Raw genomic sequence first — 24,907 nt, 5'->3', positions numbered from 1 at the left:
GGCCTCCCGGGCGCCGATCGATCTGGGTCCGGCTATCAGTCTAACGGCGACAAGGTTGCGCTCTTCTTAAGGAAGCACCTCGACTGCAAGCGGTCTCCCGTCTTGACACAACCTTGCCGATCCGCGTTCAAAGCCGACCATACAGGTTTCACCCGCGCGAGGCGCTCGGGAGAGATGAAGAGACTGCGGGAGCGACCATGACGCTGGCACTGATCTTTCCTGGCCAGGGCAGCCAGAGCGTGGGGATGGGCAAGGCCCTCCACGACGCCTTCGCCGAGAGCCGACGGGTTTTCGAAGAGGTCGACGAAGCGCTGGGGGAGGCGCTGTCGAGTGTGATCTTCGAGGGTCCGGAGGACCGTCTGACCCTGACGGCGAACGCCCAGCCCGCTCTCCTGGCGGTCTCGATGGCCGCTTTGCGGGCGATGGAAGCGCGCGGTTTCGACCTGAAGAGCCGCGCGGCCTTCGTCGCGGGGCACTCGCTCGGCGAGTATTCCGCGCTGGCGGCGGCGGGCGCGCTGGAGATCGGCGACGCCGCCCGCCTCCTGCGCATCCGGGGCGATGCGATGCAGGCGGCGGTGCCGCCCGGCAAGGGCGCCATGGCCGCGATCCTCGGCCTCGATCACGATGCGGTCGCCGCCGTCACGGCGGAGGCGAGCGAAGGTGGGAGCCTCTGCCAGCCCGCCAACGACAATGGCGGCGGTCAGATCGTCATTTCCGGCGACGCGGACGCCGTCGAGCGCGCCATGGCGCTGGCGACGGCGCGGGGCGCCAAGCGAGCGATCGCGCTGAGCGTATCGGCGCCCTTCCATTCCGCGCTGATGGCGCCGGCCGCCGAGCGGATGCAGGAGGCCCTGGCCTCCGCCGCCATCCGCCGACCCGCCGTGCCGCTCATCGCCAACGTGCTGGCGAGGCCGGTCGAGGAGCCGGACGAGATCCGCCGGCTTCTCGTCGAGCAGGTCACCGGGCAGGTCCGCTGGCGCGAGTCGATGGAGTTCCTGGCGGCGGCCGGCGTCGACGAGCTCTATGAGGTCGGCAGCGGCAAGGTTCTGGCCGGCCTCGCCAAGCGGATCGACAAGTCCCTGAACGCCCGGTCGATCGGCGCGCCCGCCGATATCGACGCGGTGCTGCCGTCCTCCAGCTGATCCTGTTCAACGCGCAGCCGACCGGGAGACGGTCGGCATCCGGCCCTTGCGGCCGCGTTTCCGGAGATATCCCATGTTCGATCTGACCGGCCGCAAGGCCCTCGTCACCGGCGCATCCGGTGGCATCGGCGAGGCCATTGCCCGCGCCCTCCATCGCAGCGGCGCGACCGTCGGCCTGCACGGCACGCGGCGCGAGAAGCTGGACGCCCTGGCGAGCGAGCTCGGCGAGCGCGCAGCCGTCTTTCCCGCCGACCTTTCCAGCCGCGACGACCAGAAGGCGCTGGCCGAGGCTGCGGAAAAGGCGCTGGATGGCGTCGACATCCTCGTCAACAATGCCGGAATCACCAAGGACGGCCTCTTCGTCCGCATGTCCGACGAGGATTGGGACAAGGTCATCGAGATCGACCTCACGGCGGCCTTCCGCCTGACGCGCGGACTGACCCACGCCATGATGCGCCGCAGGTTCGGCCGCATCATCAACATCACCTCCATCGTCGGCGTCACCGGCAATCCCGGGCAGGCCAATTACTGCGCCGCCAAGGCGGGGATGATCGGCTTCTCCAAGTCGCTCGCCCAGGAAATCGCCTCGCGCAACGTCACGGTCAACTGCATCGCGCCGGGCTTCATCGCGAGCGCCATGACCGAGAAGCTGAACGACAAGCAGAAGGAGGCCATCATGTCGGCCATTCCGATGCGCCGGATGGGCGAGGGCGCCGAGATCGCGGCGGCCGCCGTGTTCCTGGCCTCCAACGAGGCCGCCTACGTCACCGGACAGACGCTTCACGTCAATGGCGGGATGGCGATGATCTGACGGCAAAGGTCCCCGGCCTTTGACCTTCTCCGCGAGCATGCTAAGCGCAATCCTGGAGCGGGGGCATGCCCCGCTTTCCACGGCGCCCGATCGCGAGTGCTTGATTCACCAACGGCCCGCGTCTAACGAGAGCGGCGAAGAAACTCAATTGAGGACGAGACATGAGCGATACCGCTGAACGCGTGAAGAAGATCGTGGTCGAGCATCTTGGCGTCGAGCAGGAGAAGGTGACCGAGAACGCGAGCTTCATCGACGATCTCGGCGCGGACAGCCTCGACACCGTCGAGCTGGTCATGGCCTTCGAAGAAGAGTTCGGCGTCGAGATTCCGGACGATGCGGCCGAGACGATCCTCACGGTCGGCGACGCCGTGAAGTTCATCGAGAAGAACCAGGCCTGATCGCAAGGCTGCGACGCCGCGGGCGCTGAAGAGTGTAGCATGAGACGAGTCGTCATCACCGGCATCGGGATGGTCAGCCCTCTCGGAGCGGGCGCGGACACGACCTGGAAGCGCCTGCTGGCCGGGGAGAGCGGAGCCCGAAAGGTCACGTCCTTCCGGGTCGACGATCTGGCCTGCCAGGTCGCCTGCCAGATTCCGGTCGGCGACGGCTCGGACGGGACCTTCAACGTTGACGATTGGGTCGAACCCAAGGAGCAGCGCAAGGTCGATCCCTTCATCATCTATGCCATCGCGGCCGCGGCCGAGGCTCTGGAGGATGCCGGCTGGCATCCCAAGACCTACGAGGACCAGATCGCCTCCGGAGTCCTGATCGGCTCCGGCATCGGCGGCCTGGAGGGCATCGAGCGGACCTCGCTGCTCATGGCCGAGAAGGGGCCGCGACGGATCAGCCCCTTCTTCATTCCCGGCAGCCTGATCAACCTGGCGTCCGGGCACGTCTCCATACGGAACGGCCTCAAGGGGCCGAACCATTCGGTCGTGACGGCCTGTTCGACGGGGGCGCACGCCATCGGCGACGCATCGCGCCTGATCGCGCTCGGCGATGCCGACGTGATGGTGGCCGGCGGCGCCGAATCGCCCGTCTGCCGCCTGTCCATGGCCGGTTTCGCGGCCTGCCGGGCTCTCTCCACCCATTTCAACGACGATCCGACGCGCGCCTCGCGTCCCTACGACCGCGACCGCGACGGTTTCGTCATGGGCGAGGGCGCCGGCATCGTCGTGCTCGAAGAGCTGGACCATGCCAGGGCCCGCGGCGCCCGCATCTATGCCGAGATCGTCGGCTACGGCATGTCCGGCGACGCCTATCACATCACGGCGCCCGCCGAGGACGGCGACGGCGCCTATCGCTGCATGAAGGCCGCGCTGAAGCGGGCGGGGATCACGCCGGCCGACATCGACTACATCAACGCGCACGGCACCTCGACGCCGCTCGGCGACGAGATCGAGCTGCGCGCGATCGAACGGCTGCTCGGCGATGCCGCGTCCGGCGCGGTCATGTCCTCCACCAAGTCGTCCATCGGACATCTGCTCGGCGCCGCCGGCTCGGTCGAGGCGATCTTCTGCGCGCTCGCCATCCGGGACGGCGTCGTGCCGCCGACGATCAATCTCGACAATCCGTCCGTCGAGACGGCCATCGACCTCGTGCCGCACAAGAGCCGCGAGAAGCGGGTCGACATCGCGCTCTCGAACTCCTTCGGCTTCGGAGGAACGAACGCTTCCCTGGTCATGCGGCGCTTCGCGGACTGAAGAACCGGTGCAGCGTCCGACCGACAGCCGGGCTTTCGCCACAAAGGGATGGTGCTTCGGCCCCTCCTGAACGACATTGCCGAAGGGGGCTGCGTGAGCGAAGACTTGAAGGGCGGAGAGGATCGCAAATTCACGCCTCGCTCGGCCAACGAGGTCCTGCGGCCGGGTGCGGGACCGCTACCGCCGAAGCGTTCGCGCGGGGCCCGCAACCAGGTCGTCGTCTTCTTCAACTTTCTATTCTCCTCGACCCTGGTGATCCTCCTCGTGGCGGCGGCGATCGCCTATTGGGGAAAGTCCGAGTTCGAGGCGCCCGGCCCGTTGAAGGCGCAGGCCTCGCTCATCGTGCCGCGCAGCTCCACGCTCGACAGCATCGCCTCCAATCTCGAGCGGTCCGGCATCATCTCGGATGCACGGATCTTCGAATACGGCGTGCGGTTCTCCGATGCGGCCGGCCAGTTGAAGGCCGGTGAGTACGGTTTCGCGCCGGGATCGAGCATGCGCGACGTCATGGAGAAGCTGCGGAGCGGCGCCTCGATCCTCTATTCCGTGACCATCCCCGAAGGCTGGACCGTCCAGCAGATCTTCGATCGCGTCGGTAAGGAAGAGGTCCTGACCGGCGCGCTTCCGCCGATGGTCGCGGAGGGAACGCTCCGGCCGGACACCTATCGCGTCCAGCGCGGCATGAGCCGGACGGAGCTGATCGCCAAGATGAAGGCTGCCCAGAACGAGTTGGTCGAAGAAATTTGGAAGCGCCGGGACGCCACGCTCCCGGTCGCGGATATCGGCCAGTTCGTGACGCTCGCCTCGATCGTCGAGAAGGAGACCGGTCGCGCCGACGAGCGCTCGCGCGTCGCATCGGTCTTCCTCAACCGTCTCAACGAGGGGATGCGGCTGCAGTCGGATCCGACCGTGATCTACGGGATCTGGGGGGGCGCGGGAAAGCCGGCCGACGAGCCGATCCGCCAGTCGCACCTGAAGAGCGACACGCCGTACAACACCTATGTCATCAAGGGCCTGCCGCCCGGCCCGATCGCCAATCCCGGCCGCGCGGCTCTCGAAGCCGTCGCCAATCCGTCCTCGACGGACGATGTCTACTTCGTCGCCGACGGGACCGGCGGGCATGTCTTCTCGAAGACCCTCGACGAGCACAATGCCAACGTGAAGCGATATCGCCAGATCGAGCGCGAACGCAACGCCGCTGCGGCCGCGGCCGATCCCGCCGATCCGATCGTCGGAGAATGAGACGCTTTTGCCGGACACCGCCCGATCGGCATGCCACGGTGCCTGACGGGCAGGACGACCGCAGCTTTCCCGCCGCCCGCCACCGTCCGACGAGGAACGCCTGATGCCCGTTGCGAGCATGACGGGTTTTGCGAGGATCGAGGGCGAGGCGGACGGCACGGCCTTCGTTTGGGAGATCCGCTCGGTCAACGGCAAGGGTCTCGACCTGCGCCTACGCTTGCCGCCGGGCTACGAAGCGGCGGAGACGGAGTTGCGAAAGCTGGCCGGCGCACGCCTGTCGCGAGGCAACCTGCAGGTCTCCCTCTCGATCCGCCGCTCCGAGACCCTGCCGAGCTTCGCGGTCAACGAGGTCATGCTGGCCGACGTCCTGGCGCTGAGCGATCGTCTGATCGCCGCCGGCCATGCCGTGACGCCGACGGCCGACGGGATCTTGGCGCTGAAGGGCATCATCGAACCCGTGCAGGAGGCCGCGCTCTCGCCCGATGCCGAGGCGTCGCGCCGGACGATCGCGCTGGCCGCCTTTCCCCAGGCGCTCGATGCGCTCGAAGCCTCGCGCTGGACGGAAGGCGCCGCGCTGCGGACGGTGCTCGGCGATCGCCTCGCGGAGATCGGCGCCCTGGCCAACCGGGCCGAGCACGAGCCGTCCCGCCGCCCGGACGCCATCCGGGCCAGTCTCGCGACCCAACTGGCGGAGCTGATGGACGCCGCCCCGCGCCTCGACGAGGCTCGGCTCCACCAGGAAGTGGCGCTGCTCGCGACCAAGGTCGACATCCGCGAAGAACTCGACCGCCTGCGCACCCATGTCGCGGCCGCGGAGAAACTTCTTGTGGACGGCGGTCCGATCGGTCGCCGGCTCGATTTCCTGTCCCAGGAATTTAACCGGGAATCCAACACGATCTGTTCCAAGTCCAATTCCGCGGATCTGACCGCGATCGGACTCGACCTGAAGGTCGTCGTGGATCAGTTTCGCGAGCAGGTCCAGAACATCGAATGAGGCCGATGACCCAAACTTCACCTGTCGCGGAGATCCAGCGCCGCGGCCTGATGCTCGTCCTGTCCTCGCCGTCTGGCGCCGGCAAGTCGACCATCGCGCACAATCTGCTCGAGAGCGACCCGCGCTTCTCGCTGTCGGTCAGCGTCACGACCCGGCAGCGCCGGGGCAGCGAGATCGAAGGGCGACACTATCACTTCATCTCGGTGGACGAGTTCGAGGCGCGCCGCGCCAGCGACCAGCTGCTGGAATGGGCCGAGGTCCACGGCAATTTCTACGGAACGCCCCGCAAGGCGGCGGAAGCGGCGATGCGCGAGGGGCGGGACATGCTTTTCGACATCGACTGGCAGGGCGCCCGCCAGCTCCAGGAGCAGGCCCGGTCCGATATCGTCTCGATCTTCATCCTGCCGCCCTCCATGGCGGAACTGAAGAACCGCCTCCTGCGGCGCAACGAGGATTCCGGCGAGACGATCCAGATGCGCCTGAAGAACGCGCGGGTCGAGATCGAGCGCTGGCGGGATTACGATTATGTCGTCGTCAACTACGACCTGAACCAAGCCTTCTCCGAGGTTCAGTCGATCGTGGAAGCCGAGCGCCTTCGCCGCGACCGGCGGCCCGGCCTCTTCGACTTCACCGCGGCTCTGCTCGCCGAAGAGCTCGACTGATCGCGCGGCGCCCTCGAGAGTTTCCCTCGGGAGCCGTCGGTCCGGAGCATTCCGGCCCGTTCAGGCGAGCTTGGCCAGACGACAGAATTCGGCGATGTCGAGCGTTTCGGCCCGGCGCTGCGGGTCGATGCCGGCCCGCAGGAGAAGCGCTTCGCCGCCGAGCGACTTCAGGCTCTGCCGCAGCATCTTGCGCCGCTGTCCGAAGGCGGCGGCGGTCACGGCCTCCAGACGCGCCAGCGGCACGTCGATCGGCTCCGCGCGCGGCTCGATGCGGATCACCGAGGACGTCACTTTGGGCGGCGGCGTGAAGGCCTCGGGAGGAACGTCGAAGAGAATGCGCGAGCGCGTTCGCCAGCCCGCGAGCACGCCGAGCCGGCCGTAGGCGTCCGAGCCCGGAGCTGCCACAATGCGCTCGGCCACCTCGCGCTGGAACATCAGCGTCAGGTCGCTCCAGGCGGGCGGCCAGGTCTCGCCGCCGATCCAGTTCAAGAGGAGTTGCGTGCCGACATTGTAGGGAAGATTCGCGACGACCTTCATGCGGCGTCCGTCGGCGAGCGTTGCGATGTCGACCTTCAGAGCATCGCCGGAGATGACGGTCAGCCGGCCGGGATGGTGCGCCGCGATCTCGGCGAGCGCCTCCAGGCAGCGCGGGTCCTTCTCGATCGCGACGACATGATCGGCGCCCTCGGCGAGAAGCGCCCGCGTCAGTCCGCCGGGTCCCGGCCCGATCTCGACGACGACATGCCCGCCGAGCGGAGCCGCCTGCCGTGCGATCTTTCCCGTCAGGTTGAGATCGAGAAGGAAGTTCTGCCCGAGGGCCTTCTTCGGGTCCAGCCCATGCCGGCGCAGGACCTCGCGAAGCGGCGGCAGGCCGTCCGGAGCGGCGCTCACGCGGCGCGGATCGCGGCGCGGCGGACCATCCGGTCGGCGAGGACGAGCGCGGCCATGAAGCTCGCCGGGCGCGCGCGCCCCGTGCCGGCCAGCGTCGCGGCCGTCCCGTGGTCCGGGGAGGTGCGGATCAGCGGCAGGCCGAGCGTCACGTTGACCGTCTCGTCGAAGGCGAGGGCCTTGGCCGGGATCAGCGCCTGATCGTGATACATGCAGAGCGCAACGTCGTAGCCGGCGCGCGCCTCGGCGTGGAACATCGTATCGGCGGGGAGGGGGCCGAAGGCTTGGATTCCCTCGGCCGCGAGCCGCGCCACGGCCGGCGCGATCACGTCCTCGTCCTCTCGTCCGATCGCTCCGCGCTCGCCGGCATGCGGATTGAGGCCCGACACGGCGATGCGCGGCCTGGCGATGCCGAAATGGCGAACGTAATGGTCGGCGACGATGCGCCCGGTCTCGACGATCAGGGCGGTCGTCAGAAGCTCCGGAACGTCGCGCAGGGGCACATGGATCGTGACGGGCACGCAGGAGAGTTCGGGGCCGGCGAGCAGCATGACCGGCATGAACGAGCCCGCGCCCCGGGCCGCGCAGAGGTCGGCGAGATATTCCGTGTGGCCGGGATGGCGGAAACCGGCGTCGTAGAGCGCCTTCTTGTCGATCGGCCCGGTCACCATCGCGCCCGCACGGCCGTCGAGGACCGCCGCCGCCGCGCGATCGATCGCTTCGACCGTGCCGAGCGCGTTGAACGGGTCGAGACGCCCCGGACGTTCGTCCTGGCGATTGACCAGCGGCAGGATCGGCAACGCCGCCGCGAAGGCGGCCGCCGTCTCGTCCGGCGAGTCGATCTCCCGGAAGGGGATGTCGTAGCCGAGACGGTCGGCCCGGGCCCGGAGCATGGCGGGATCGGCGAAGACGGCGAACGGCGCGAGCTTACGCTCGGCGCGGCGACGATAGGCGTCGAGCGCGATGTCGGGGCCGACGCCGCTCGGCTCGCCGAGCGTGACGACGAGGCAGGGGGACGAGGCGGGTCCGGCCCTCATCGCCGGATGATCGCCGCCTTGTCCTTCAACTGCTTCAGGAGCTTGGCATCCGGCCCATCGCCCGACTTCCCGAGCTTCTCCATGTCCTGCGTCTGGAAGACCATGGCCGCGACCTTGTCGTCGGACACGCTGCGCGTCTCGCAGATGGCGAGATATTCGACGCCGCGCTCGGTCTCCTGTGCGGGCGTGGTGCCCTTGCCGGCCTTGATGATCGGGTCCTTCCAGCGCTCGGGCAGCGCCGGCTGCGGCACGCGGCCGAGTTCGCGCACGGTGACGTCGCGCAGGCCCTTGGCGAGATCGTAGGTCGCCGGGCAGGACTGGAACCTCTGCCGCATGGCATTGGCTTCCTTCATGCGCTGGCCGACCATCGCCTTGCGCTTGGCCTCCGGCACGACGAAGATCACCTGCTGCAGGGTGTATTCCGTCGTCGAGGGCTTGTTTCCGCCCTCCTTCAGCATGCGCTGCACGACATCCTGCTCGCTCATCGTTTCGGACTTGCGCATGTTGGCCTGGACGGCCTGACCCCAGCCCATCTGCACCCGGATGTAGTCCTTGAAGGCCTTTTCCGAGAAACCGGCCTGCGTCAGGACCTGACCGAGCTGCTGCGTGGTCAGCTTGTTGTCGCCCGCGAACTTCTGGAAGGCCTGTTCGACCATCGCATCGGGAATGGAGATGCCGCGACGCTTGGTTTCCTGGCGCTTCAGCGCTTCGTCGATCAGCTCGTCCGTCGCCTGCTGCTGGAGATTGCCGCTGACGCGCCGGAGCTTCAGGAAGGCCGACCGCTGCCGGACCTGGAAGGTCGTGATCGGCTCCTTGTTGACGATCACGGTGATCTCGGATGCCGCCAGGGCCGGCGTCGCGCCGACGAGACCGGCCGATGCGGCGCCGGAGGCCACGAGGATCAGTGCGAGCGCCGGGCGCAGGAGAAGGTTTCGTGCGATCGGCATGCGTCGGGCTCCCGAAGGGTCTGTGCGGCGGGATCGTTCCCCGTCTCGCTGGGCGTTGGAAGGCTCCCTAGTCTCAAGCTTTGGCGAAACGATGGTCGCGATCAGTTCTGGCTGAGATCGTAGGAATAGTCGAAGTCGGCGATCGTCCGAAGCCCGATCTTGAAGAGCAGCGTGTTCTGCGCGTCGTTGATCCGGTAGCTGTCCTCGGTGCTGCGATAGCTCGCCATGATGCTGAAGCACTCGTCGAGATACTGAAGGCCGACCGAACGCGAGATCAGCGTCGCGTTTTCGATGTCGTAGCCGAGGGCGCCGAACGCCGTCCAGTTCTCGTTGAGCTTCAGCGAGGCGTTGGTGCCGACCTGGCTGCGATCGGTGGCGAAGCCGTAGATCGGCTGGTCCGCGATATAGGAATAGGATACGCCGACGCCGCCGCGCGCGAAATTGTAGCTGGCCGCCAGATCCGTGCGGCGCACCTCGAGATTGTCCTCGTCGAAGCGGCCCTGGACGCCGAGCTCCACGCCGATCGGGGTCGAGAGCGCGAGCGAGCCGAGATAGTCCGAACGGTCGCTCTCAAGCCCCGAATCGTAGCCGACCAGCGCGAGATCGGCGTTCCGGAAGGGGTTTTCGCCGGCGAGGTGGAAGGACTGTCCGACGGTCGCGTCGAGCGCATAACCGCCCTCGAACGTGCCCGCGTAGCGCAGGCCGACATTGGCGCGGGTGCCGCCCTCGACGCGGTCGTAGCCCGAGAACTTGTCTTTCGCGAAAAGGTTGGACGCATCGAAGACGAGGCTCTGCGCATCCTCGTTCGGAAGGAGGCCGGCCTCCATCTCGTCCGGCCGCACCAGAAGCTGGGCGATCGGCTCGATCACGTGCGAGGAATTGGCCGTCTCGACGACGACGGGATAGCGCGCTTCGAGCGCGGCCGTCGCCATGCCGCGGAACCCCTCCTCGTCGACGGTGATGCCGCCGAGGGTGCGAGCGTTGCGGCGCCCGACCGCGATATCGGCGGGGAAGACGAAGCCCGGGCTCGACATGTCGGCGCGATAGGCATCGCCACGAACGCCGAGCGAGGGTGTCAAAACGAGGCCGGCTTCGGTCACTAGCGAACGGCGCCATTCCGCCTCGATCGTGCCGCGGCTGTAATCGCCCTCCAGCGCCTGACGGCGGAAGAAGTCGTCGCGATAAGGGAAGGTGCGCCCCACCCCGCTGGCCGCCGTGAACGAGCAGAGGTCGTTCACGATGAAGCGTGGCTCGCAGAGGAGGAAGTTGGCCGCCCGCGTGTCGGCATCCCCGCGATGGAGGTTGGTGGCGTTGACGTCGATCTCGACCTCGCCGCCGAGCGGGCCCTCCTCGATGCGCTCGTAGTCGAGCGTCGGGAACACCTCCGGCTGCACGTCCTGGTCGCGCGGATCGTCGCTCTGGTTGTCGAAGCGCTGCGCCCGCAGGTCGAAGAAGCTGCGGTCGCCGAGGCCCGTCAGGTAGATCTCCGACGTGTGGAACGTCTCGTCGAAGTTCTCGATCTCGTAGGTGCGCGCGAAGTTCTGGTCGCTCTGCGCGAGGATGTCCCAGCCGAAGGTCCACTGGTCGCTCAGCGCGAACTGTCCGGTCGTGCCGATCATGCCGCGTTCGGTTTCGAACGTGTCGGGCGTGCCGGCGTCGAAGGCGCCGGGATCGTTCTGCGAGATGCCCGCGGCCTGGATCGTGAAGTAGCCGTTCTCGGTCGCCTGCCGGAACTCGACCTCGCCGAGGAAACCCTGCTTGGAATAGTAGGTGCCCGCGACCGTCGCATCCATCGAATCCGACAGGGCGATGAAATAGGGCACGCGAAGGCCGACGCCCGTCTCGGAGGACGACTTGACCGTCGGAACGAGGAAGCCGCTCTTGCGCTTCACCGTCGGATCGGCGGCCTGGAAATAGGGGAGGTAGGCGATCGGCTGGCCGTAGAGCTCGAACTTGGCCCCGTAATAGCGGACGACCTTCTCCTTCTGGTCCCAGACGATCTTGCGCGCCTTGACCTGCCAGAGCGGGGCCCGTTCGGGATGCTCACGGCAGGCTTCGCAGGCCGTGTAGACGCCCTGCTCGAAGGTCGTGACATTGCCCTCCTCGCGCACGGCGCCGGCCGCGGCGAAGCGCGTGTTCTCGGTCGTCTCGATGCGAAGGGCCGAGACGAAGCCGTCGGCGAAGTCGTCCGTGATGTCGGCGCTGTCGGCATAGACGCGCGTGCCGTCCGGCTGCAGCAGCACGACGTCCCCCTTGGCGACGAGGCGCCGGGTCTTCTGGTTGTAGACGACCTCGCGCGTGACGAGCTTGTAGCCGCCATAGTCGATCTGCACGCCGCCCGATGCCGTCACGATGGCGGAATCGCTCTCGTAGGTGACGGTGTCCGCCTCCAGGAAGAGCTGCGCGTCGGACGGCACACTGACGGTCGCCGCCAGCGGATTGATCGCGTCCTGCGCGGACGCCGGAAATGAAGCGCACCAAAGGGCACAGAACGCCACGCTCGCAGTCCATGCGAGCTTGCGGCCACCAGCCTTCGACGGGCGCGAGTTCCCCCTCGCTACCATACTAACCATCCTCCTGGTGGAGCAGAATCGTCACCCCGAACAACCCTGCCGCCAACACCGGGAACCATGCCGCTACCACCGGCGGAACCACAGAGTTGCTGCCGAGTGCCTGTGCCAGGAACGTGACGACATAAAGCACGAAGCCCGCCGCGATGCCACCGGCGATCGTTCGGCTGGATTGGCCCGTGCGGTTGAACCTCACCGCGACGGTCGCGGCGAGAAGAGTCATGGCGACGAAGAGCGCGGGCTTTGCGATCAACGTGTTGTAATGCATGGCAAAAGCTTCGGCGTTGTAGCCGAGGCTCCGGGCCACCTCGATCTTCGAGCCGAGATCCCAGATCGGAATGGCCTGTGGATCGGCGAGGCGCTGCTCGACATATTCGGGCCGCAGCGAGGTCGGCAGATCGTAGAAGGGCAACCGGTCCGGCGTGAAGCCCGGCCGCGTGACGATCGGCGACTCGATGCGCCAGACGCCCTCGTCGAGCCGGGCGGAGGGCGCGTCGATGCGCTGGCTGACCGTTCCGTCCGCGGCCATGACATAGGCGGTGACGCCGCCGAGCCGCAGCCCGCCGTCGGAGACGGCCTTGGCGCCGATGATGGAATCCACGCCTTCGCCGAACTGGCGCAGGAACGGCGCGCGCGTATCGCCCGATGTGGTGTCGCCGCCGGTCAGCTCCGTCTGGATCCCCGCCGAACGCGCCTGCGCGAAGGCGGCGAGGGGATTGTAGAGGAAGGTCGCGGCGAGGCCGAGCAGGATCGATCCGAGGATGAAGGGAAACAGGATCTGCCAGACCGAGACGCCGGCCGCTCGCGCCACGACCAGCTCGAGCTTCCGGTTCAGCGACAGGAGCGTGAAGATCGCGGCGAAAAGGACCGCGAACGGGAAGGCCTGTTCGATGAAGGCCGGCACCCGCAACGCCGATATCGCGGCGATCGTGCTGAATCCGGCGTCCGAGAAGCGCCCGCGACGGCTGACCTCGATCATGTCGATGAGATAGACGAGCGCGAAGAGCACCGCGATCGTGGCGAGGAAGTTGGCGACGAAGCGGCGCAGGAAGTAGACGTTGAGGGTCCAGCTCACGGTCGCGGACCTCCACCGGCCGTCGTCGCCGACGGCAGCAGCCGCTTCAGCCCGCGCGCCGTGGCGCGGAACCCGTCCGAGATGCGGTCGATGATCGGCAGTTGCGAGACCGCGATATCGGCGCGGATCAGCACGAGGCTCGCCGTGATCGATAGAAGCGGGACGGCGTAGACCAGCCACTGCATCCGCGTGTCGCGTTCGACCAGCGACAGGGTCACGAAACCCAGCGCCTTCAGGAAGAGTGCGCCGACCAGTCCGAGCAGCATGGCCGGTCCCGCCCCCTGGCGGTTGGTGCGCGGATGCGCGGCGACGGCGACGGCCCAGAGCGCGAAGGCGATCGGGTAGAGCCAGTCGGTGAAGCGCTGCGCGAGCTCGCGCGTGAAGCCTTGGGGCTTGGCCTGATAGCTCTCGTCGTTCGGATCGGGATGGAAGAGCTCGAGGGTCGAGCGCTCGGATGTCCGGATCCAGTCGCCGTCGCTGCGCGGCTTCAACGTGGCGAGATCGAAGGCGTAGGTCTGGAACTGGATGATCGAGATCGCCGCGTCGTCGTTCGTCTTGCGATGGAGCTGGCCGTCGTAGAGGAGGAGCAGCGATTGCCCGTCCTCTTCCACGAGGCGCGCTTCCTTGGCGAAGTAGGTGAGGTCGACCGTCGGGTCGCGCTGGTCGGACAGGAACAGCCCTTCCACCGTGGAGCCGCGCACCTCCGAAACGCTCATCACGAGCCCGTCCTGAACCTCTTCGAAACGGCCGGGCTGGAGAAACAGCGTGATCGCGTCGGCGTTGATCGTGCGAAGGCCGTCGTGGAAGCCGCGCTGCGCGGCGGGGCCGAGCACGTGCGAATTGAAGAGCGTCGCGAGGGCCGCGATGAAACCGAGGACGAGGATGGGCGTCAGAACGACCTTGCCGGAGGCGCCGGAGGCCGCGATCACCGCCCGTTCCGAATCGGCGTTCAGCGAGTTCAGCGCCTGTACGGAGCCGATGAGCACCGCGAACGGGATCACGCCCGCCGCGAGATCGGGCAGCAGCATGAGTGCGATGTAGAAGATGTTGCCGACCGCCGACGCGCTGGTGCGAACGATGTCCACGCGCTGGAGCGCCTGCACGACCCATACGATGACGACCAGCGATCCGAGCGACCCGAGGGCGAAGGTCATCGCCCGGCGGAAGATGTATCTCTCGAGAAGGCTCATGGGCACGATCGCTTCAGTGGTCTTCTCATCGTTGGAGCGGGTCCCGGTGTTCTGGGACGCGGAAGATCGCCCTTTCGGCTGGATGGCGTTTGCACAGACTGCGCCAGCTTGGCTAAAGAAGGACGAACGAACATGGTTGATCATGCCTTAACCCTCGCTCGTGGCCTTGCAAAGACGGGGCCGGTGTCCACCATTGCGGCTGTGTCCTTTGCAACACGTCGGCCGCACGCTGCCCGGCTCCGTTCGGAGCCGTCCGTCCGCGGTCCCATGCCCATCCGATCGGAGCCTTCATGTCCACCAAACCGACCATCAGCTTCTCGGCGCTGACCGCGCCCGCCGGCGGCGTGCTCGCGGTGCTCGCAGGGGAGGGCGGGTCCCTGGCGGCCTCGGTGCCGCAGCCGGTCGCGACCGCGATCGCACGCGGCGCGGGCATCTCGAAGTTCAAGGGAAAGAGCCTCGCCAGTCTCGATCTCCTCGCTCCCGCCGATAGTGAACTCGACCGCGTCCTCGCCGTCGGCATCAAGGGCGAGAAGCCCTATGGCGAGGAGGACTGGCTGAAGGTCGGCGGTTCGATCGCGGGGAAGACCAAGGGCGCCGAGACGATCACGATCTGGTGCGAGGGCCCGGACGGCGCACTCGGCCCCGACGAAGCCGCCGCCATCGCGGCCGGCATCGTGCTGCGCGCCTACAATTTCGACACCTACAAGTCGAAGAAGCCGAAGAAGGGCGCCGAGGAGGAGGAGGCTTCCAAGGACGTCGCCGCCGCCGTGACGCTCGCCGTCGCAGATCCCGACGCCGCACGGGCGGCCTATGCGCTGCACGAGGCGGTGGTCGAAGGCGTCGTGCTCGCGCGCGATCTCGTGAACGAGCCGGCGAACGTGCTCGGCCCCGTCGAATTCGCAACGCGCATCGAGGCTCTCTCGGCCGTCGGCGTCGAGGTGGAGATCCTCGACGAGAAGCAGATGGCCGCGCTGAAGATGGACGCTCTGCTCGGCGTCGCGCAGGGCTCGCCGCGGCCCGGCCGCATGGCGATCATGCGCTGGAACGGCGGCAAGGACGGCGAGGCGCCGGTCGCCTTCGTCGGCAAGGGCGTCGTCTTCGACACCGGCGGCATCTCGATCAAGCCGGCCGCATCCATGGACGAGATGAAGGGCGACATGGGCGGCGCCGCCGCCGTCACAGGCCTCATGAGGGCGCTGGCCGGGCGCAAGGCCAAGGTCAACGTCGTCGGCATCGTCGGCCTCGTCGAGAACTCCGTGGACGGGCTCGCCCAGCGCCCCGGCGACATCGTGACGGCCATGTCCGGCACGACGATCGAGGTCCTGAACACCGACGCGGAAGGCCGGCTCGTCCTCGCCGATGCGCTCTGGTATTGCCAGGACCGCTTCAAGCCGAAGTTCATGGTCAACCTCGCGACGCTGACCGGCGCCATCATCGTCGCCCTCGGCAGCCACCATGCCGGCCTCTTCTCCAACGACGACGACCTCTCCGAGAAGCTCCACGCCGCCGGCAAGGCGACGGGCGAGAAGGTCTGGCGCCTGCCGCTCGGACCGGAATACGACAAGATGATCGAAGGCAAGTTCGCCGACATCAAGAACATCGGCAACGGGCGCGCGGCGGGCTCGATCACCGCGGCGCAGTTCCTGCAGCGCTTCGTCAACGACGTGCCCTGGGCCCATCTCGACATCGCGGGAACGGCCATGGGCTCGCCGGCCAACGAGTACAACCAGTCCTGGGCGTCCGGCTTCGGCGTCCGGCTGCTCAACCAACTGGTCGCGACGAGCTACGAGACCGCCTGAGGACCGGCCGGGGTCCGGCCAGGGTCCGGAAAGCCGAGGGATGGCCGAGGTCCTCTTCTACCACCTGACCGAAAGCCGGCTCGAGGAGGCTCTGCCCGACCTCCTCGAGCGGTCGCTCTCGCGCGGCTGGCGGGTCGTCGTGCAATGCACGAGCGCCGCGACGCGCGACGCGCTCGACCAGCATCTCTGGACCTTCCGGGAGGATTCGTTCCTGCCGCACGGCACCGACGCGGCCTCCAGCGGCGCGCTCCAGCCGGTTCTCCTGACCCTCGATCCGGCGCAGGTGGCGAACGATCCGCAGGTTCGGTTCATGGTGGAGGGAGCCGTGCCCTCCTCGCTCCAAGGCCTTCAGCGCGGCGTCTATCTCTTCGATGGCCATGACCAGGACCAGCTCGCCGGCGCCCGCGAGCGCTGGAAGGTCGAGAAGGCGGAGGGGCACGCGGTCACCTATTGGCAGCAGACCGACGAGCGCCGCTGGGTGAAGAAGGCCTGACGGGCCGTCCCGGCCGGAGGGGTCGTCGCGCGTCAGCTGGTCCCGTCGATGAAGTTCAGCACCGCTTCGGCATAGCCTTTCGGATCCTCGACGGGTGCGGAATGGCCGACATCGGGCAGGATGACGAAGCGCGCGCCGGGAATGGTGTTGGCGATGAAGATCGTGTGCTCGCGGCTGATCGCCTCGTCATGCTCGCCGATGACGATCTCCGTCGGGACGGAGATCGACGACAGCTGGTCGGGCGTGAAGTTCGGCTCGTTCGCCCAGAGCGCGTGGATCTCCTTGCCGACATCCGCGTAATGCTTCAGCTCCGGCACGTCCTTCGTCGGATCGTAGGCCAGCGCGCCGTCCGGTGTGGCGTTCGCGGCCTGGATGAACATGCGCGTCAGACGTTCGGGATGGCGGATCGCGATGTCGAGCCCGATGATCCCGCCGTCGCTCCAGCCGACCAGCGCGACGGCGCGCTCGCCGAGCTGATCCAGCAACGCGAGATAGTCGTCCGCCATCAGCGCGTAGGTGATCGGCGTCTCGTCGCGGGTCGAGCGGCCCTGGCCGCGGCTGTCGGCGACGATCACGCGATGCTTCCGGGACAGGATGCCGAGCTGCCGACGCCAGACGTCGCTGTCGGACAGGCCGCCATGGATGAGAAGGATGGGATCGCCCGAACCGTAGACCTGATAAAACAGCGAGATGCCGTCGACCTCGGCGAACCCTGAAACGCTCGGCCGCGGAACGCGCTCGATGGCGTCCGCGGACCCCGCGATCTGCAGTGCGAGAAGTCCGGCGAGCCCGAGAGAGATCCAGCGTGCGCCGGTGACGGAAATCATGGCCCGCAACTCTCGTTAAGATCTTCTTAACGATAGCGCCGCGACGACCCGGTAGCGAGGTCGCGGGGAGATGAAATTCCGGACAGGGTTAACGTCAGGCTCAGCTTTCGGCCAGAAGCGCCTCGTGCTCCTCCGACATCAGCAGCCAGGTCTCTTCGATCTCGGCCAGGGACTTCGCCGCATCGGACCGCTTCTTGGCGAGCTCGGAGGCCTTGGCGGGATCTTTGGTGTAGAGGGAGACGTCGGCGAGCTTTCCGTCGAGATCCCCGATCGACGCCTGGAGCTTGGCCATACGGCTCTCCAGCGCCTTGATCTCCTTTCGCATCGGGGCGAGCGCCTCGCGCTTCTGCGCGGCGTCGCGCCGAAGGTCCGCGCGGCTCGCCTTGCCGTCCTCCGCGTCGTCCTTGGCCCCGCCGCCGCGTCGCGCCGACAGGATCAGCTGCTTGTACTCGTCGAGATCGCCTTCGTAGCGCGAGACCGTGCCGTCGCCGACGATCCACAGCCGGTCGACGGTCGCCTCCACCATGTGGCGGTCATGGCTGATCAGGATGACGGCGCCGGGATAATCGTTCAGCGCGCGCACGAGCGCCTCGCGCGAATCGATATCGAGATGGTTCGTCGGCTCGTCGAGGATGAGGAGGTTCGGCGCGTCGAAGGTGGCGAGCCCCATGAGAAGACGCGCCTTCTCGCCGCCCGACAAGGCGTCGGCCGGCGTGTCCATCTTCTCCGTCGCAAGGCCCATCCGCGCGACGCGCGAGCGGACCCTGGCCTCCGGCGCGTCGGGCATCAGCCGGCGGACGTGCTGGACGGCGGATTCGGCGGGCCGGAGGTCGTCGATCTGGTGCTGGGCGAAGAAGGCGATCTTCAGCCCCGGTGCCCGCGTGACCTCGCCGGACTGCGCGGTCAGTCGTTCCGCGAGCAGTTTGGCGAAGGTCGACTTGCCGTTGCCGTTCGCGCCGAGCAGCGCGATGCGGTCGTCCGTGTCGATCCGCAATGTCAGGTTCGACAGGATCGGCTTGGCCTCGCCGTAGCCGACCGCGACCTTCTCCATCCGGATGATCGGCGAAGCGGGCCGCTTCACCGGCTCCTCGAAGGCGAAGGGCTGGACATGCTCCTCGATGACGGAGGCGAGCGGCTTCATGCGCTGCAGCGCCTTCAGGCGGCTCTGCGCCTGTCGCGCTTTCGTCGCCTTGGCGCGGAAGCGCTCGACGAAGGCCTCCATGTGCTTGCGCTCGGCGTCCTGCTTCACCTTCGCCTTCTGCAGCAGCTCCATCTTCTCGGCGCGCTGGCGTTCGAAATTGTCGTAGTTGCCGCGGTAGAGGACGAGCTTCTTCTGGTCGAGATGGACGATCGTGTTGACGGCGTTGTTGAGGACGTCGCGATCGTGGCTGATGAGGAGCACGCTGTAGGGATAGCGCGCGACGAAGTTCTCCAGCCAGAGCGTGCCTTCGAGGTCGAGATAGTTCGTCGGCTCGTCGAGGAGGAGAAGATCGGGACGCGAGAACAGGACGGCGCCGAGCGCGACGCGCATGCGCCAGCCGCCGGAAAAGGACGAGGCGGGCCGCGCCTGCGCCGCCGCGTCGAAGCCGAGGCCGGACAGGATCGCGCCGGCGCGGGCCTCCGCCGAATGCGCCTCGATGTCGGAGAGGCGAAGCTGGATCTCGGAAATGCGTCCCGCATCGCTCGCCGTCTCGGCCTCCGCGAGGAGCGCCAGCCGCTCGGTATCCGCCTTGAGCACGATCTCGATCAGCGATTCCTCGGTACCGGGCGCCTCCTGCGCCACCTGACCGATGCGCGTGCCCCGCGGAATCGAGACGCTTCCCGATTCGGAGGCGAGATCACCCGTGATGACGCGGAACAGCGTGGACTTGCCCGCGCCGTTGCGCCCGACGAGCCCGGCCTTGGTTCCCGCCGGTAGCGTCAGGCTGGCATGATCGATGAGGAGGCGCCCGGCGACGCGCGCCGAAAGGTCGGTGATCTGAAGCATGCGGGGAGGTTTGCCATGCGGACGGGCGAGGGGGAAGAGCGCGTCGACCTGCGGGGAATGGGAACCCGCGTCGAAGATGAGGTTCGCGGTGACGCCATGCCGGGCGAAGACGAGGTGACGGAAAACCCGCATGCTTTATGCTGAACGCAGGCTTGGTCCCCTTTTCCTTGGAAACACCCCCATGATCCTCTACGAACTCGTCGGCGCCGATCCCTCTCGGCCCTTCTCGCCGCATTGCTGGAAGGCGCGCATGGCGCTGCGGCACAAGGGCTTCGAGATCGAGACCCGGCCGGTGCCCTTCACGCAGGTGCCGCTCGTCGAGAACGGGTTTTCGAAGATCGTTCCCGTGCTGCGGGACGGCGGAACGCTCGTCGCCGACAGCTTCGCCATCGCCGAACACCTGGAGGACGCCTATCCCGATCGCCCGACGCTGTTTGCGGGCGAGGGCGGGCGGCGGCTGTCGCGTTTCGTTGAGAGCTGGTGCCAGACGGCTCTTCACCCCTTCATCGTCTCGACAGCCGTGCTCGACCTCCATGACGGGCTCGACGGGACCGACCAGGCTTATTTCCGCCAGAGCCGCGAAGCCCGGCTCGGGACGACGCTCGAAGCCGTGCCGGTCGGCCGCGAGGCCCGCCTGCCGGCCTTTCACGCCGAGACGTTGAAGCCGCTCAACTTCCTCCTCGGCCGCTCGCCGTTCCTTGGCGGCGAGAGCCCGCTCTTTGCCGATTACATCGTCTTCGGCGCCTTCCAATGGGCGCGCATCTCCTCGCCCTTCGCCATCCTGCCGGCGAGCGCCGCAGTGGCGGACTGGTTCGAGCGGTGCCTCGATCTTCATGGCGGGGACGGACGGAGCGTTCCGGCGGCGGCCTGACGAGGACGCAGCGCCGGACCTCGATCCCCCCGAAAGCCCCGGTCGCCGTTTGCCGGCGGGCGGGCGGCGTCCAGCGGAGCCTTGCCGCCCGGGGGACGCCCGTCTATAGAGCGCCCATCCCATTCCCCTTCAGACATCAAGGACGAACACGATGGCGGTCGAACGCACCTTTTCCATGATCAAGCCCGACGCGACGCGTCGCAACCTCACCGGCGCGATCACCAAGATGCTGGAAGAGGCGGGCCTTCGGGTCGTGGCGTCCAAGCGCGTGTGGATGAGCCAGCGCGATGCGGAGGGCTTCTACGCCGTCCACAAGGAGCGTCCGTTCTTCGGCGAACTCGTCGAATCCATGTCGGCCGGCCCGACGATCGTCCAGGTTCTGGAAGGCGAGAACGCGATCGCGCGCAACCGCGAGATCATGGGCGCGACCAACCCGACCCAGGCCGCCGAGGGCACGATCCGCAAGGCGCATGCGCTGTCGATCGGCGAGAACTCGGTCCACGGTTCGGATGCACCGGAAACGGCAGCCGAGGAGATCGCTTACTGGTTCTCGCAGACCGAGATCGTCGGCTGAACCCAGCCCTCGACGTCTCGACATGACGAACCCGGTCGCTCGAAGGAGCGGCCGGGTTTTTTCGTGGGCCGGGCTGCGTCGCCGTCCGGCGCTTCCGCGCTCAGGCGATGGCCGGCGCGATCAGCCGGACGGCGTCGTCGGCGGGTTCGATCCCCGCGAACACGGTGCGCCCCTCCTCGAACCGTGCCTTGCCGTCGAGCACGAGTCGCAGCGCATGGGGATAGAGATGATGTTCGGCCTTGAGGACGCGAGCGGCGAGGCTGTCCGGCGTGTCGTCCGCCGAGACGGGAACCGCGCCCTGGGCGATGATCGGGCCGCCATCCATTTCGAAGGTCACGAAATGGACGCTCGCGCCATGGAGGCGAACGCCTGCGGCCAACGCGCGGGCATGGGTGTCGAGGCCGGGAAAGAGCGGGAGCAGCGAGGGATGGATGTTGATCATCCGTCCCGCGAAGCGCTCGCAGAAATCGGCCGAGAGAAGGCGCATGTAGCCGGCGAGGCAGACGAGATCGGGCTCTGCCGCCTCGATCGCCGCGATCACCGCCGCCTCGTGAGCGGCCTTGTCGGCGTGGCCCTGTCGCGGCACGGCGATGGCGGGAATGCCGTGCTCGTGCGCGAGACCCAAGCCCCCGGCATTGGCCTTGTCGGAGATGACCGCAACGATCTCGGCCGGATAGTCCGGCGATTTCGCGGCCTCGACGAGGGCCCCCATGTTCGAGCCGCGCCCCGAGAGGAGCACGACGACGCGCTTCTTCGGAACCGTCAAAGAGCGAGCTCGCCGTTGAAGAGGACCGCCTCGCCGTTTCGGTGGACGAGGCGGCCGAGCGGGACGACGCTTTCACCCTCGCTCTGGAGGATCGCCGAGACCGCGGCGGCCTCGGCCTGCGAGACGACGACGATCATGCCGATGCCGCAGTTGAAGGTGCGCAGCATTTCCGCGGGCGCGACGTTGCCGGTCCGGGCGAGCCAGCGGAAGACCGGCGGGGTCTGGATGGCGAAGAGGTCGATCTCGGCGGCGAGATGATCCGGCAGGACGCGCGGGATGTTTTCGGGGAAGCCGCCGCCGGTGATGTGGGCGAGGGCCTTGATGCCGCCGAGCTCGGCGACGTGCTCGTTGCGGATGGCGGCCAGAAGGCTGCGGACGTAGATCCGGGTCGGCGTGATGAGCGCTTCGCCGAGGCTGGCGGCCCTCGTCTCGAAGGGCGCGGGCGCGGCATAATCCGCGCCGGCCAGCGCCACGATGCGGCGGACCAGCGAATAGCCGTTGGAGTGGACGCCCGACGAGCCGAGGCCGAGGATGACGTCCCCGGCCGCGAGCGCGCCGCTCGGCAGAAGCTTGCCGCGCTCGGCGGCTCCGACGGCGAAGCCGGCGAGATCGTAGTCCTTCTCCGCGTAGAGGCCCGGCATTTCCGCCGTCTCGCCGCCGATCAGCGCGCAGCCGGCCTGCTTGCAGCCCTCGGCGATGCCCTTGACGATCGCCTCGCCCTGCTCCGGATCGAGCTTGCCGGTCGCGAAATAGTCGAGGAAGAAGAGCGGCTCGGCGCCCTGCACGACGAGATCGTTGACGCACATGGCGACGAGGTCGATGCCGATCGTCTCGTGCAGGCCCGTGTCGATGGCGATCTTCAGCTTGGTGCCGACGCCGTCATTCGCCGCGACCAGAACCGGATCGTTGAACCCGGCGGCCTTGAGGTCGAACAGGCCGCCGAATCCGCCGATCTCGCCGTCGGCGCCGGGGCGGCGCGTCGAACGCACCAGCGGCTTGATCCGGCGCACCATTTCGGTGCCGGCATCGATGTCGACGCCGGCATCGGCGTAGGTGAGGCTGTTGGTCGTCTCGCTCATGGCCACCTGTCCTGTGAAATCGTGAGGTCGCACGGAAGTCCGGTCGCGGCAAGTGCCGCGCGCCCTTGCCCATGGCCGCGTCGAGGCTCCAGGAGACAAGGAGGGCCCGTCGGGGGACGGCGAAGAGGGTTCGGGAGACGGGGAGGGGCAGGACGGCCGCATCTGCGCCTTGACCCCGCCATGCACCGCTGACTATCTCCTGCGCACCGCAGGATCGGGAAGCCTCCCGTTGGCGGGCAGTGCGGAGACGGCCGAGATGAGCAGCGACCGAAGCCGGATGCTTCGCCGGCAGGCCTTCTTCTGGGGCATGACGGCCCTCGTCGTGCTGACCCTTCTCTATATCTTCAGCGGCATCCTCCTGCCCTTCGTCTTCGGCATGGCGATCGCCTATTTTCTCGATCCCGTGGCCGATTGGCTGGAGCGGCGGGGACTGTCGCGGCTGACGGCCAGCCTCGTCATCCTTCTCGTCTTCATCATCGTCCTCACCGGAACCGTTCTCGTCATCGTGCCCGTCATCGGCAGCCAGATCGCCTCCTTCGTCGAGCGGCTGCCGACCTATCTCGACCGGCTGCAGCAACTGGCGCTCCAGGCGCGCGCAGGGCCGCTGCAATGGCTCTTCCCCGGCGACGAGGCGACCTTGAAGCAGGATTTCGGAAAGATCGTCAGCGAAGGCTCGGGTCTCGTCTCGACGGTCATGGCCTCGCTCTGGACGTCGAGCCTCGCCGTCGTGAACTTCCTGTCGATCTTCGTCGTGACGCCGGTCGTCGCCTTCTACCTCCTTCTCGACTGGGACCGGATGGTGAAGCGGATCGACGACTGGATCCCGCGCCAGCACGTGACGACGGTTCGCCGCCTCGCCAACGAGATCGACCGGGCGGTGGCCGGCTTCATCCGCGGCCAGAGCAGCGTCTGCCTCCTTCTCGGCACCTATTACGCCGTCGGCCTGTCGCTGGTGGGCCTGAACTTCGGGCTCCTGATCGGCCTCTTCGCCGGCCTCATCTCCTTCGTGCCCTATGTCGGCTCGACGATCGGGCTGATCCTGGCGCTCGGCGTCGCGCTCGTGCAGTTCTGGCCGGATTGGATCTGGGTCGTGGCGACGCTCGCCGTCTTCTTCACCGGGCAGTTCCTCGAGGGCAACATCCTCCAGCCCAAGCTCGTCGGCGCGTCGGTGGGCCTCCACCCGGTCTGGCTGATGTTCGCGCTCTTTGCCTTCGGCGCGTTGTTCGGCTTCGTCGGCCTCCTCATCGCGGTTCCCGCGGCCGCGGCGGTCGGCGTGCTGATGCGCTTCGTCATCAATCAATATCTCCAGAGCGAGATGTATTTCGGCCGCTCGCTCGGCCAGGAGCCGGTGCTGCCCGGCGCCATCGAGGGTCATCCGATGCGTCAGGCGCTCGATGCCGAGTTCAAGCCTTCGGCCACGGCACCCGATGCGTCCTCGACGGCCTGATCCCGAGGCGCAGGGCGGGTCGCCGGCCCAGCTGCCGCTCGACCTGCCGCATCGCGCCTCGCTCGCCCGGGACGATCTGATCGTCACCGAGGCGAACGACATGGCCGTGGCCGCCGTCGACCGCTGGCCGGACTGGGGGCATCCCGTCCTTCTCGTCGTCGGGCCGGCCGGCGCCGGCAAGTCGCATCTGGCATCGGCCTGGGCCGCGATGGCCGGCGCCGTGCCGCCCGCGCCCGATGTGCTCGACGTCGCGCCCTTCGCCGTCGTCATCGACGATGTCGATCGCGGGAACTGGCCGGAATCGGACATCTTCGCCATCGTGAACGCGGCGCGACTGGGGGGAGGAACGGTGCTCCTGACATCGCGCGTCCGGCCATCGGAGATGGACGTGGCGCTGCCGGACCTGCGATCGCGCCTGAAGGCGGCGACCATCGCGGAGCTCGGCGCGCCGGACGACGCGCTCCTCGAAGGCGTCCTCGCCAAGCTTTTCGCCGACCGGCAGATGGCCGTCGACCCTCGGCTCGTCGCCTATGCCGCCGCGCGGATGGAGCGCTCCCTCGACACGGCCAACCGCTTCGTTGCGTGTGTCGACCGCGAGGCGCTCGCCCGCAAGGAGCGCATCTCGCGCAGCCTTCTCGCCCGTGTGTTGCGCCTGCCCGAATTTGAGGGACGGGTGGAGGAGGGCGACGACGTCGAATGCGGGGGAATCGAGTGAAATATCGGTAAGATGGCTGACCATGACACCGAAATGAGCAACAAGGGTTCGTAGAGCGCCGACGAGCGGCCCGGGACGGAGAGTGAAG

At 67.7% G+C, this 24,907-nt stretch carries 23 protein-coding genes; 13 read left to right on the top strand and 10 right to left on the bottom strand.

From position 1 onward, the window contains the following. Positions 1-197 precede the first annotated feature (197 nt). The 7 genes from fabD to gmk all read left to right on the top strand — a co-directional run bounded on the left by fabD (position 198) and on the right by gmk (position 6,554). Entirely contained in the window at positions 198-1,142 is a 945-nt protein-coding gene (gene fabD, locus ASG43_RS09905) for an ACP S-malonyltransferase (RefSeq protein ID WP_056503809.1), read from the top strand. A 73-nt stretch (positions 1,143-1,215) separates the two neighbouring features. Next, positions 1,216-1,953, top strand: a complete 738-nt coding sequence (gene fabG / locus ASG43_RS09900) for a 3-oxoacyl-[acyl-carrier-protein] reductase (protein ID WP_056503807.1) — start codon at positions 1,216-1,218, stop codon at positions 1,951-1,953. A 161-nt stretch (positions 1,954-2,114) separates the two neighbouring features. Then, a complete protein-coding gene (locus ASG43_RS09895) occupies positions 2,115-2,351 on the top strand; it encodes an acyl carrier protein (protein ID WP_026358398.1) in 237 nt (78 codons plus the stop codon). Between the two features lie 39 nt (positions 2,352-2,390). Further along, a complete protein-coding gene (fabF, locus tag ASG43_RS09890) occupies positions 2,391-3,656 on the top strand; it encodes a beta-ketoacyl-ACP synthase II (RefSeq protein ID WP_056503805.1) in 1,266 nt (421 codons plus the stop codon). Positions 3,657-3,749: 93 nt separating this feature from the next. After that, positions 3,750-4,898 carry an endolytic transglycosylase MltG gene (gene mltG, locus ASG43_RS09885; protein WP_244488050.1) on the top strand — a complete coding sequence of 383 codons (1,149 nt, stop codon included), beginning with the start codon at positions 3,750-3,752 and terminating at the stop codon, positions 4,896-4,898. Positions 4,899-5,001: 103 nt separating this feature from the next. Continuing rightward, positions 5,002-5,892 (top strand): YicC/YloC family endoribonuclease, encoded by an 891-nt coding sequence (locus ASG43_RS09880; protein ID WP_056503802.1) that lies wholly within the window; start codon positions 5,002-5,004, stop codon positions 5,890-5,892. Further along, positions 5,889-6,554, top strand: a complete 666-nt coding sequence (gene gmk / locus ASG43_RS09875; protein ID WP_056503801.1) for a guanylate kinase — start codon at positions 5,889-5,891, stop codon at positions 6,552-6,554. The genes ASG43_RS09880 and gmk overlap by 4 nt, the downstream gene beginning before the upstream one ends. 60 nt (positions 6,555-6,614) lie before the next feature. On the opposite strand, the gene rsmA is transcribed toward gmk, so the two are convergent. From rsmA to ASG43_RS09845, 6 genes are all read right to left on the bottom strand, one after another. Then, positions 6,615-7,445: a 16S rRNA (adenine(1518)-N(6)/adenine(1519)-N(6))-dimethyltransferase RsmA gene (rsmA, locus tag ASG43_RS09870; RefSeq protein WP_056503799.1), complete on the bottom strand. Its 831-nt coding sequence runs from the start codon at positions 7,443-7,445 to the stop codon at positions 6,615-6,617. Continuing rightward, positions 7,442-8,479, bottom strand: a complete 1,038-nt coding sequence (pdxA, locus tag ASG43_RS09865) for a 4-hydroxythreonine-4-phosphate dehydrogenase PdxA (protein WP_056503797.1) — start codon at positions 8,477-8,479, stop codon at positions 7,442-7,444. Before pdxA ends, rsmA begins: the two co-directional genes overlap by 4 nt. After that, complete coding sequence (locus ASG43_RS09860) at positions 8,476-9,426, bottom strand: SurA N-terminal domain-containing protein (protein ID WP_056503794.1); 951 nt, start codon at positions 9,424-9,426, stop codon at positions 8,476-8,478. Before ASG43_RS09860 ends, pdxA begins: the two co-directional genes overlap by 4 nt. 101 nt (positions 9,427-9,527) lie before the next feature. Continuing rightward, positions 9,528-11,843 carry an LPS-assembly protein LptD gene (locus ASG43_RS09855; protein WP_244488049.1) on the bottom strand — a complete coding sequence of 772 codons (2,316 nt, stop codon included), beginning with the start codon at positions 11,841-11,843 and terminating at the stop codon, positions 9,528-9,530. 148 nt (positions 11,844-11,991) lie between these two features. Then, positions 11,992-13,071: an LPS export ABC transporter permease LptG gene (lptG, locus tag ASG43_RS09850; protein WP_056503785.1), complete on the bottom strand. Its 1,080-nt coding sequence runs from the start codon at positions 13,069-13,071 to the stop codon at positions 11,992-11,994. Beyond that, positions 13,068-14,261 (bottom strand): LptF/LptG family permease, encoded by a 1,194-nt coding sequence (locus ASG43_RS09845; RefSeq protein ID WP_056503782.1) that lies wholly within the window; start codon positions 14,259-14,261, stop codon positions 13,068-13,070. The genes lptG and ASG43_RS09845 overlap by 4 nt, the downstream gene beginning before the upstream one ends. Before the next feature lie 290 nt (positions 14,262-14,551). Between ASG43_RS09845 and ASG43_RS09840 the strand changes: the two genes are divergently transcribed. Continuing rightward, positions 14,552-16,060, top strand: a complete 1,509-nt coding sequence (locus ASG43_RS09840; RefSeq protein WP_056503779.1) for a leucyl aminopeptidase — start codon at positions 14,552-14,554, stop codon at positions 16,058-16,060. Between the two features lie 40 nt (positions 16,061-16,100). Continuing rightward, entirely contained in the window at positions 16,101-16,553 is a 453-nt protein-coding gene (locus ASG43_RS09835; RefSeq protein WP_056503776.1) for a DNA polymerase III subunit chi, read from the top strand. 32 nt (positions 16,554-16,585) lie between these two features. Here ASG43_RS09835 and ASG43_RS09830 read toward each other — a convergent pair whose 3' ends face one another. Next, positions 16,586-17,380: an alpha/beta fold hydrolase gene (locus ASG43_RS09830; RefSeq protein ID WP_056503773.1), complete on the bottom strand. Its 795-nt coding sequence runs from the start codon at positions 17,378-17,380 to the stop codon at positions 16,586-16,588. A gap of 100 nt (positions 17,381-17,480) precedes the next feature. Further along, positions 17,481-19,367: an ABC-F family ATP-binding cassette domain-containing protein gene (locus ASG43_RS09825; protein ID WP_056504471.1), complete on the bottom strand. Its 1,887-nt coding sequence runs from the start codon at positions 19,365-19,367 to the stop codon at positions 17,481-17,483. A 181-nt stretch (positions 19,368-19,548) separates the two neighbouring features. On the opposite strand from ASG43_RS09825, the gene ASG43_RS09820 reads away from it, so the two are divergent. Together ASG43_RS09820 and ndk are read left to right on the top strand one after the other, a co-directional pair. Beyond that, the gene (locus ASG43_RS09820) at positions 19,549-20,238 is read left to right on the top strand and encodes a glutathione S-transferase family protein (RefSeq protein ID WP_056503771.1); all 690 of its coding nucleotides are present in this window, start codon (positions 19,549-19,551) and stop codon (positions 20,236-20,238) included. Between the two features lie 151 nt (positions 20,239-20,389). Continuing rightward, positions 20,390-20,812, top strand: coding sequence for a nucleoside-diphosphate kinase (gene ndk / locus ASG43_RS09815; protein ID WP_056503768.1), 423 nt, complete (start codon positions 20,390-20,392; stop codon positions 20,810-20,812). A 100-nt stretch (positions 20,813-20,912) separates the two neighbouring features. On the opposite strand, the gene purN is transcribed toward ndk, so the two are convergent. Both purN and purM read right to left on the bottom strand, forming a co-directional pair. Beyond that, complete coding sequence (gene purN, locus ASG43_RS09810; protein ID WP_056503765.1) at positions 20,913-21,578, bottom strand: phosphoribosylglycinamide formyltransferase; 666 nt, start codon at positions 21,576-21,578, stop codon at positions 20,913-20,915. Further along, positions 21,575-22,657 carry a phosphoribosylformylglycinamidine cyclo-ligase gene (gene purM, locus ASG43_RS09805; RefSeq protein WP_056503762.1) on the bottom strand — a complete coding sequence of 361 codons (1,083 nt, stop codon included), beginning with the start codon at positions 22,655-22,657 and terminating at the stop codon, positions 21,575-21,577. Before purM ends, purN begins: the two co-directional genes overlap by 4 nt. 256 nt (positions 22,658-22,913) lie before the next feature. Here purM and ASG43_RS09800 point away from each other — a divergent pair, with 256 nt between their 5' ends. Both ASG43_RS09800 and ASG43_RS09795 read left to right on the top strand, forming a co-directional pair. After that, positions 22,914-24,104, top strand: coding sequence for an AI-2E family transporter (locus tag ASG43_RS09800; RefSeq protein WP_056504468.1), 1,191 nt, complete (start codon positions 22,914-22,916; stop codon positions 24,102-24,104). Next, positions 24,085-24,819: a hypothetical protein gene (locus ASG43_RS09795; RefSeq protein WP_082490791.1), complete on the top strand. Its 735-nt coding sequence runs from the start codon at positions 24,085-24,087 to the stop codon at positions 24,817-24,819. The genes ASG43_RS09800 and ASG43_RS09795 overlap by 20 nt, the downstream gene beginning before the upstream one ends. The last annotated feature ends 88 nt before the right edge of the window (positions 24,820-24,907 follow it).

Source organism: Aureimonas sp. Leaf454, from assembly GCF_001424685.1.
Taxonomy (GTDB): domain Bacteria; phylum Pseudomonadota; class Alphaproteobacteria; order Rhizobiales; family Rhizobiaceae; genus Plantimonas.
This window is presented reverse-complemented; position numbering and strand designations above follow the sequence as displayed.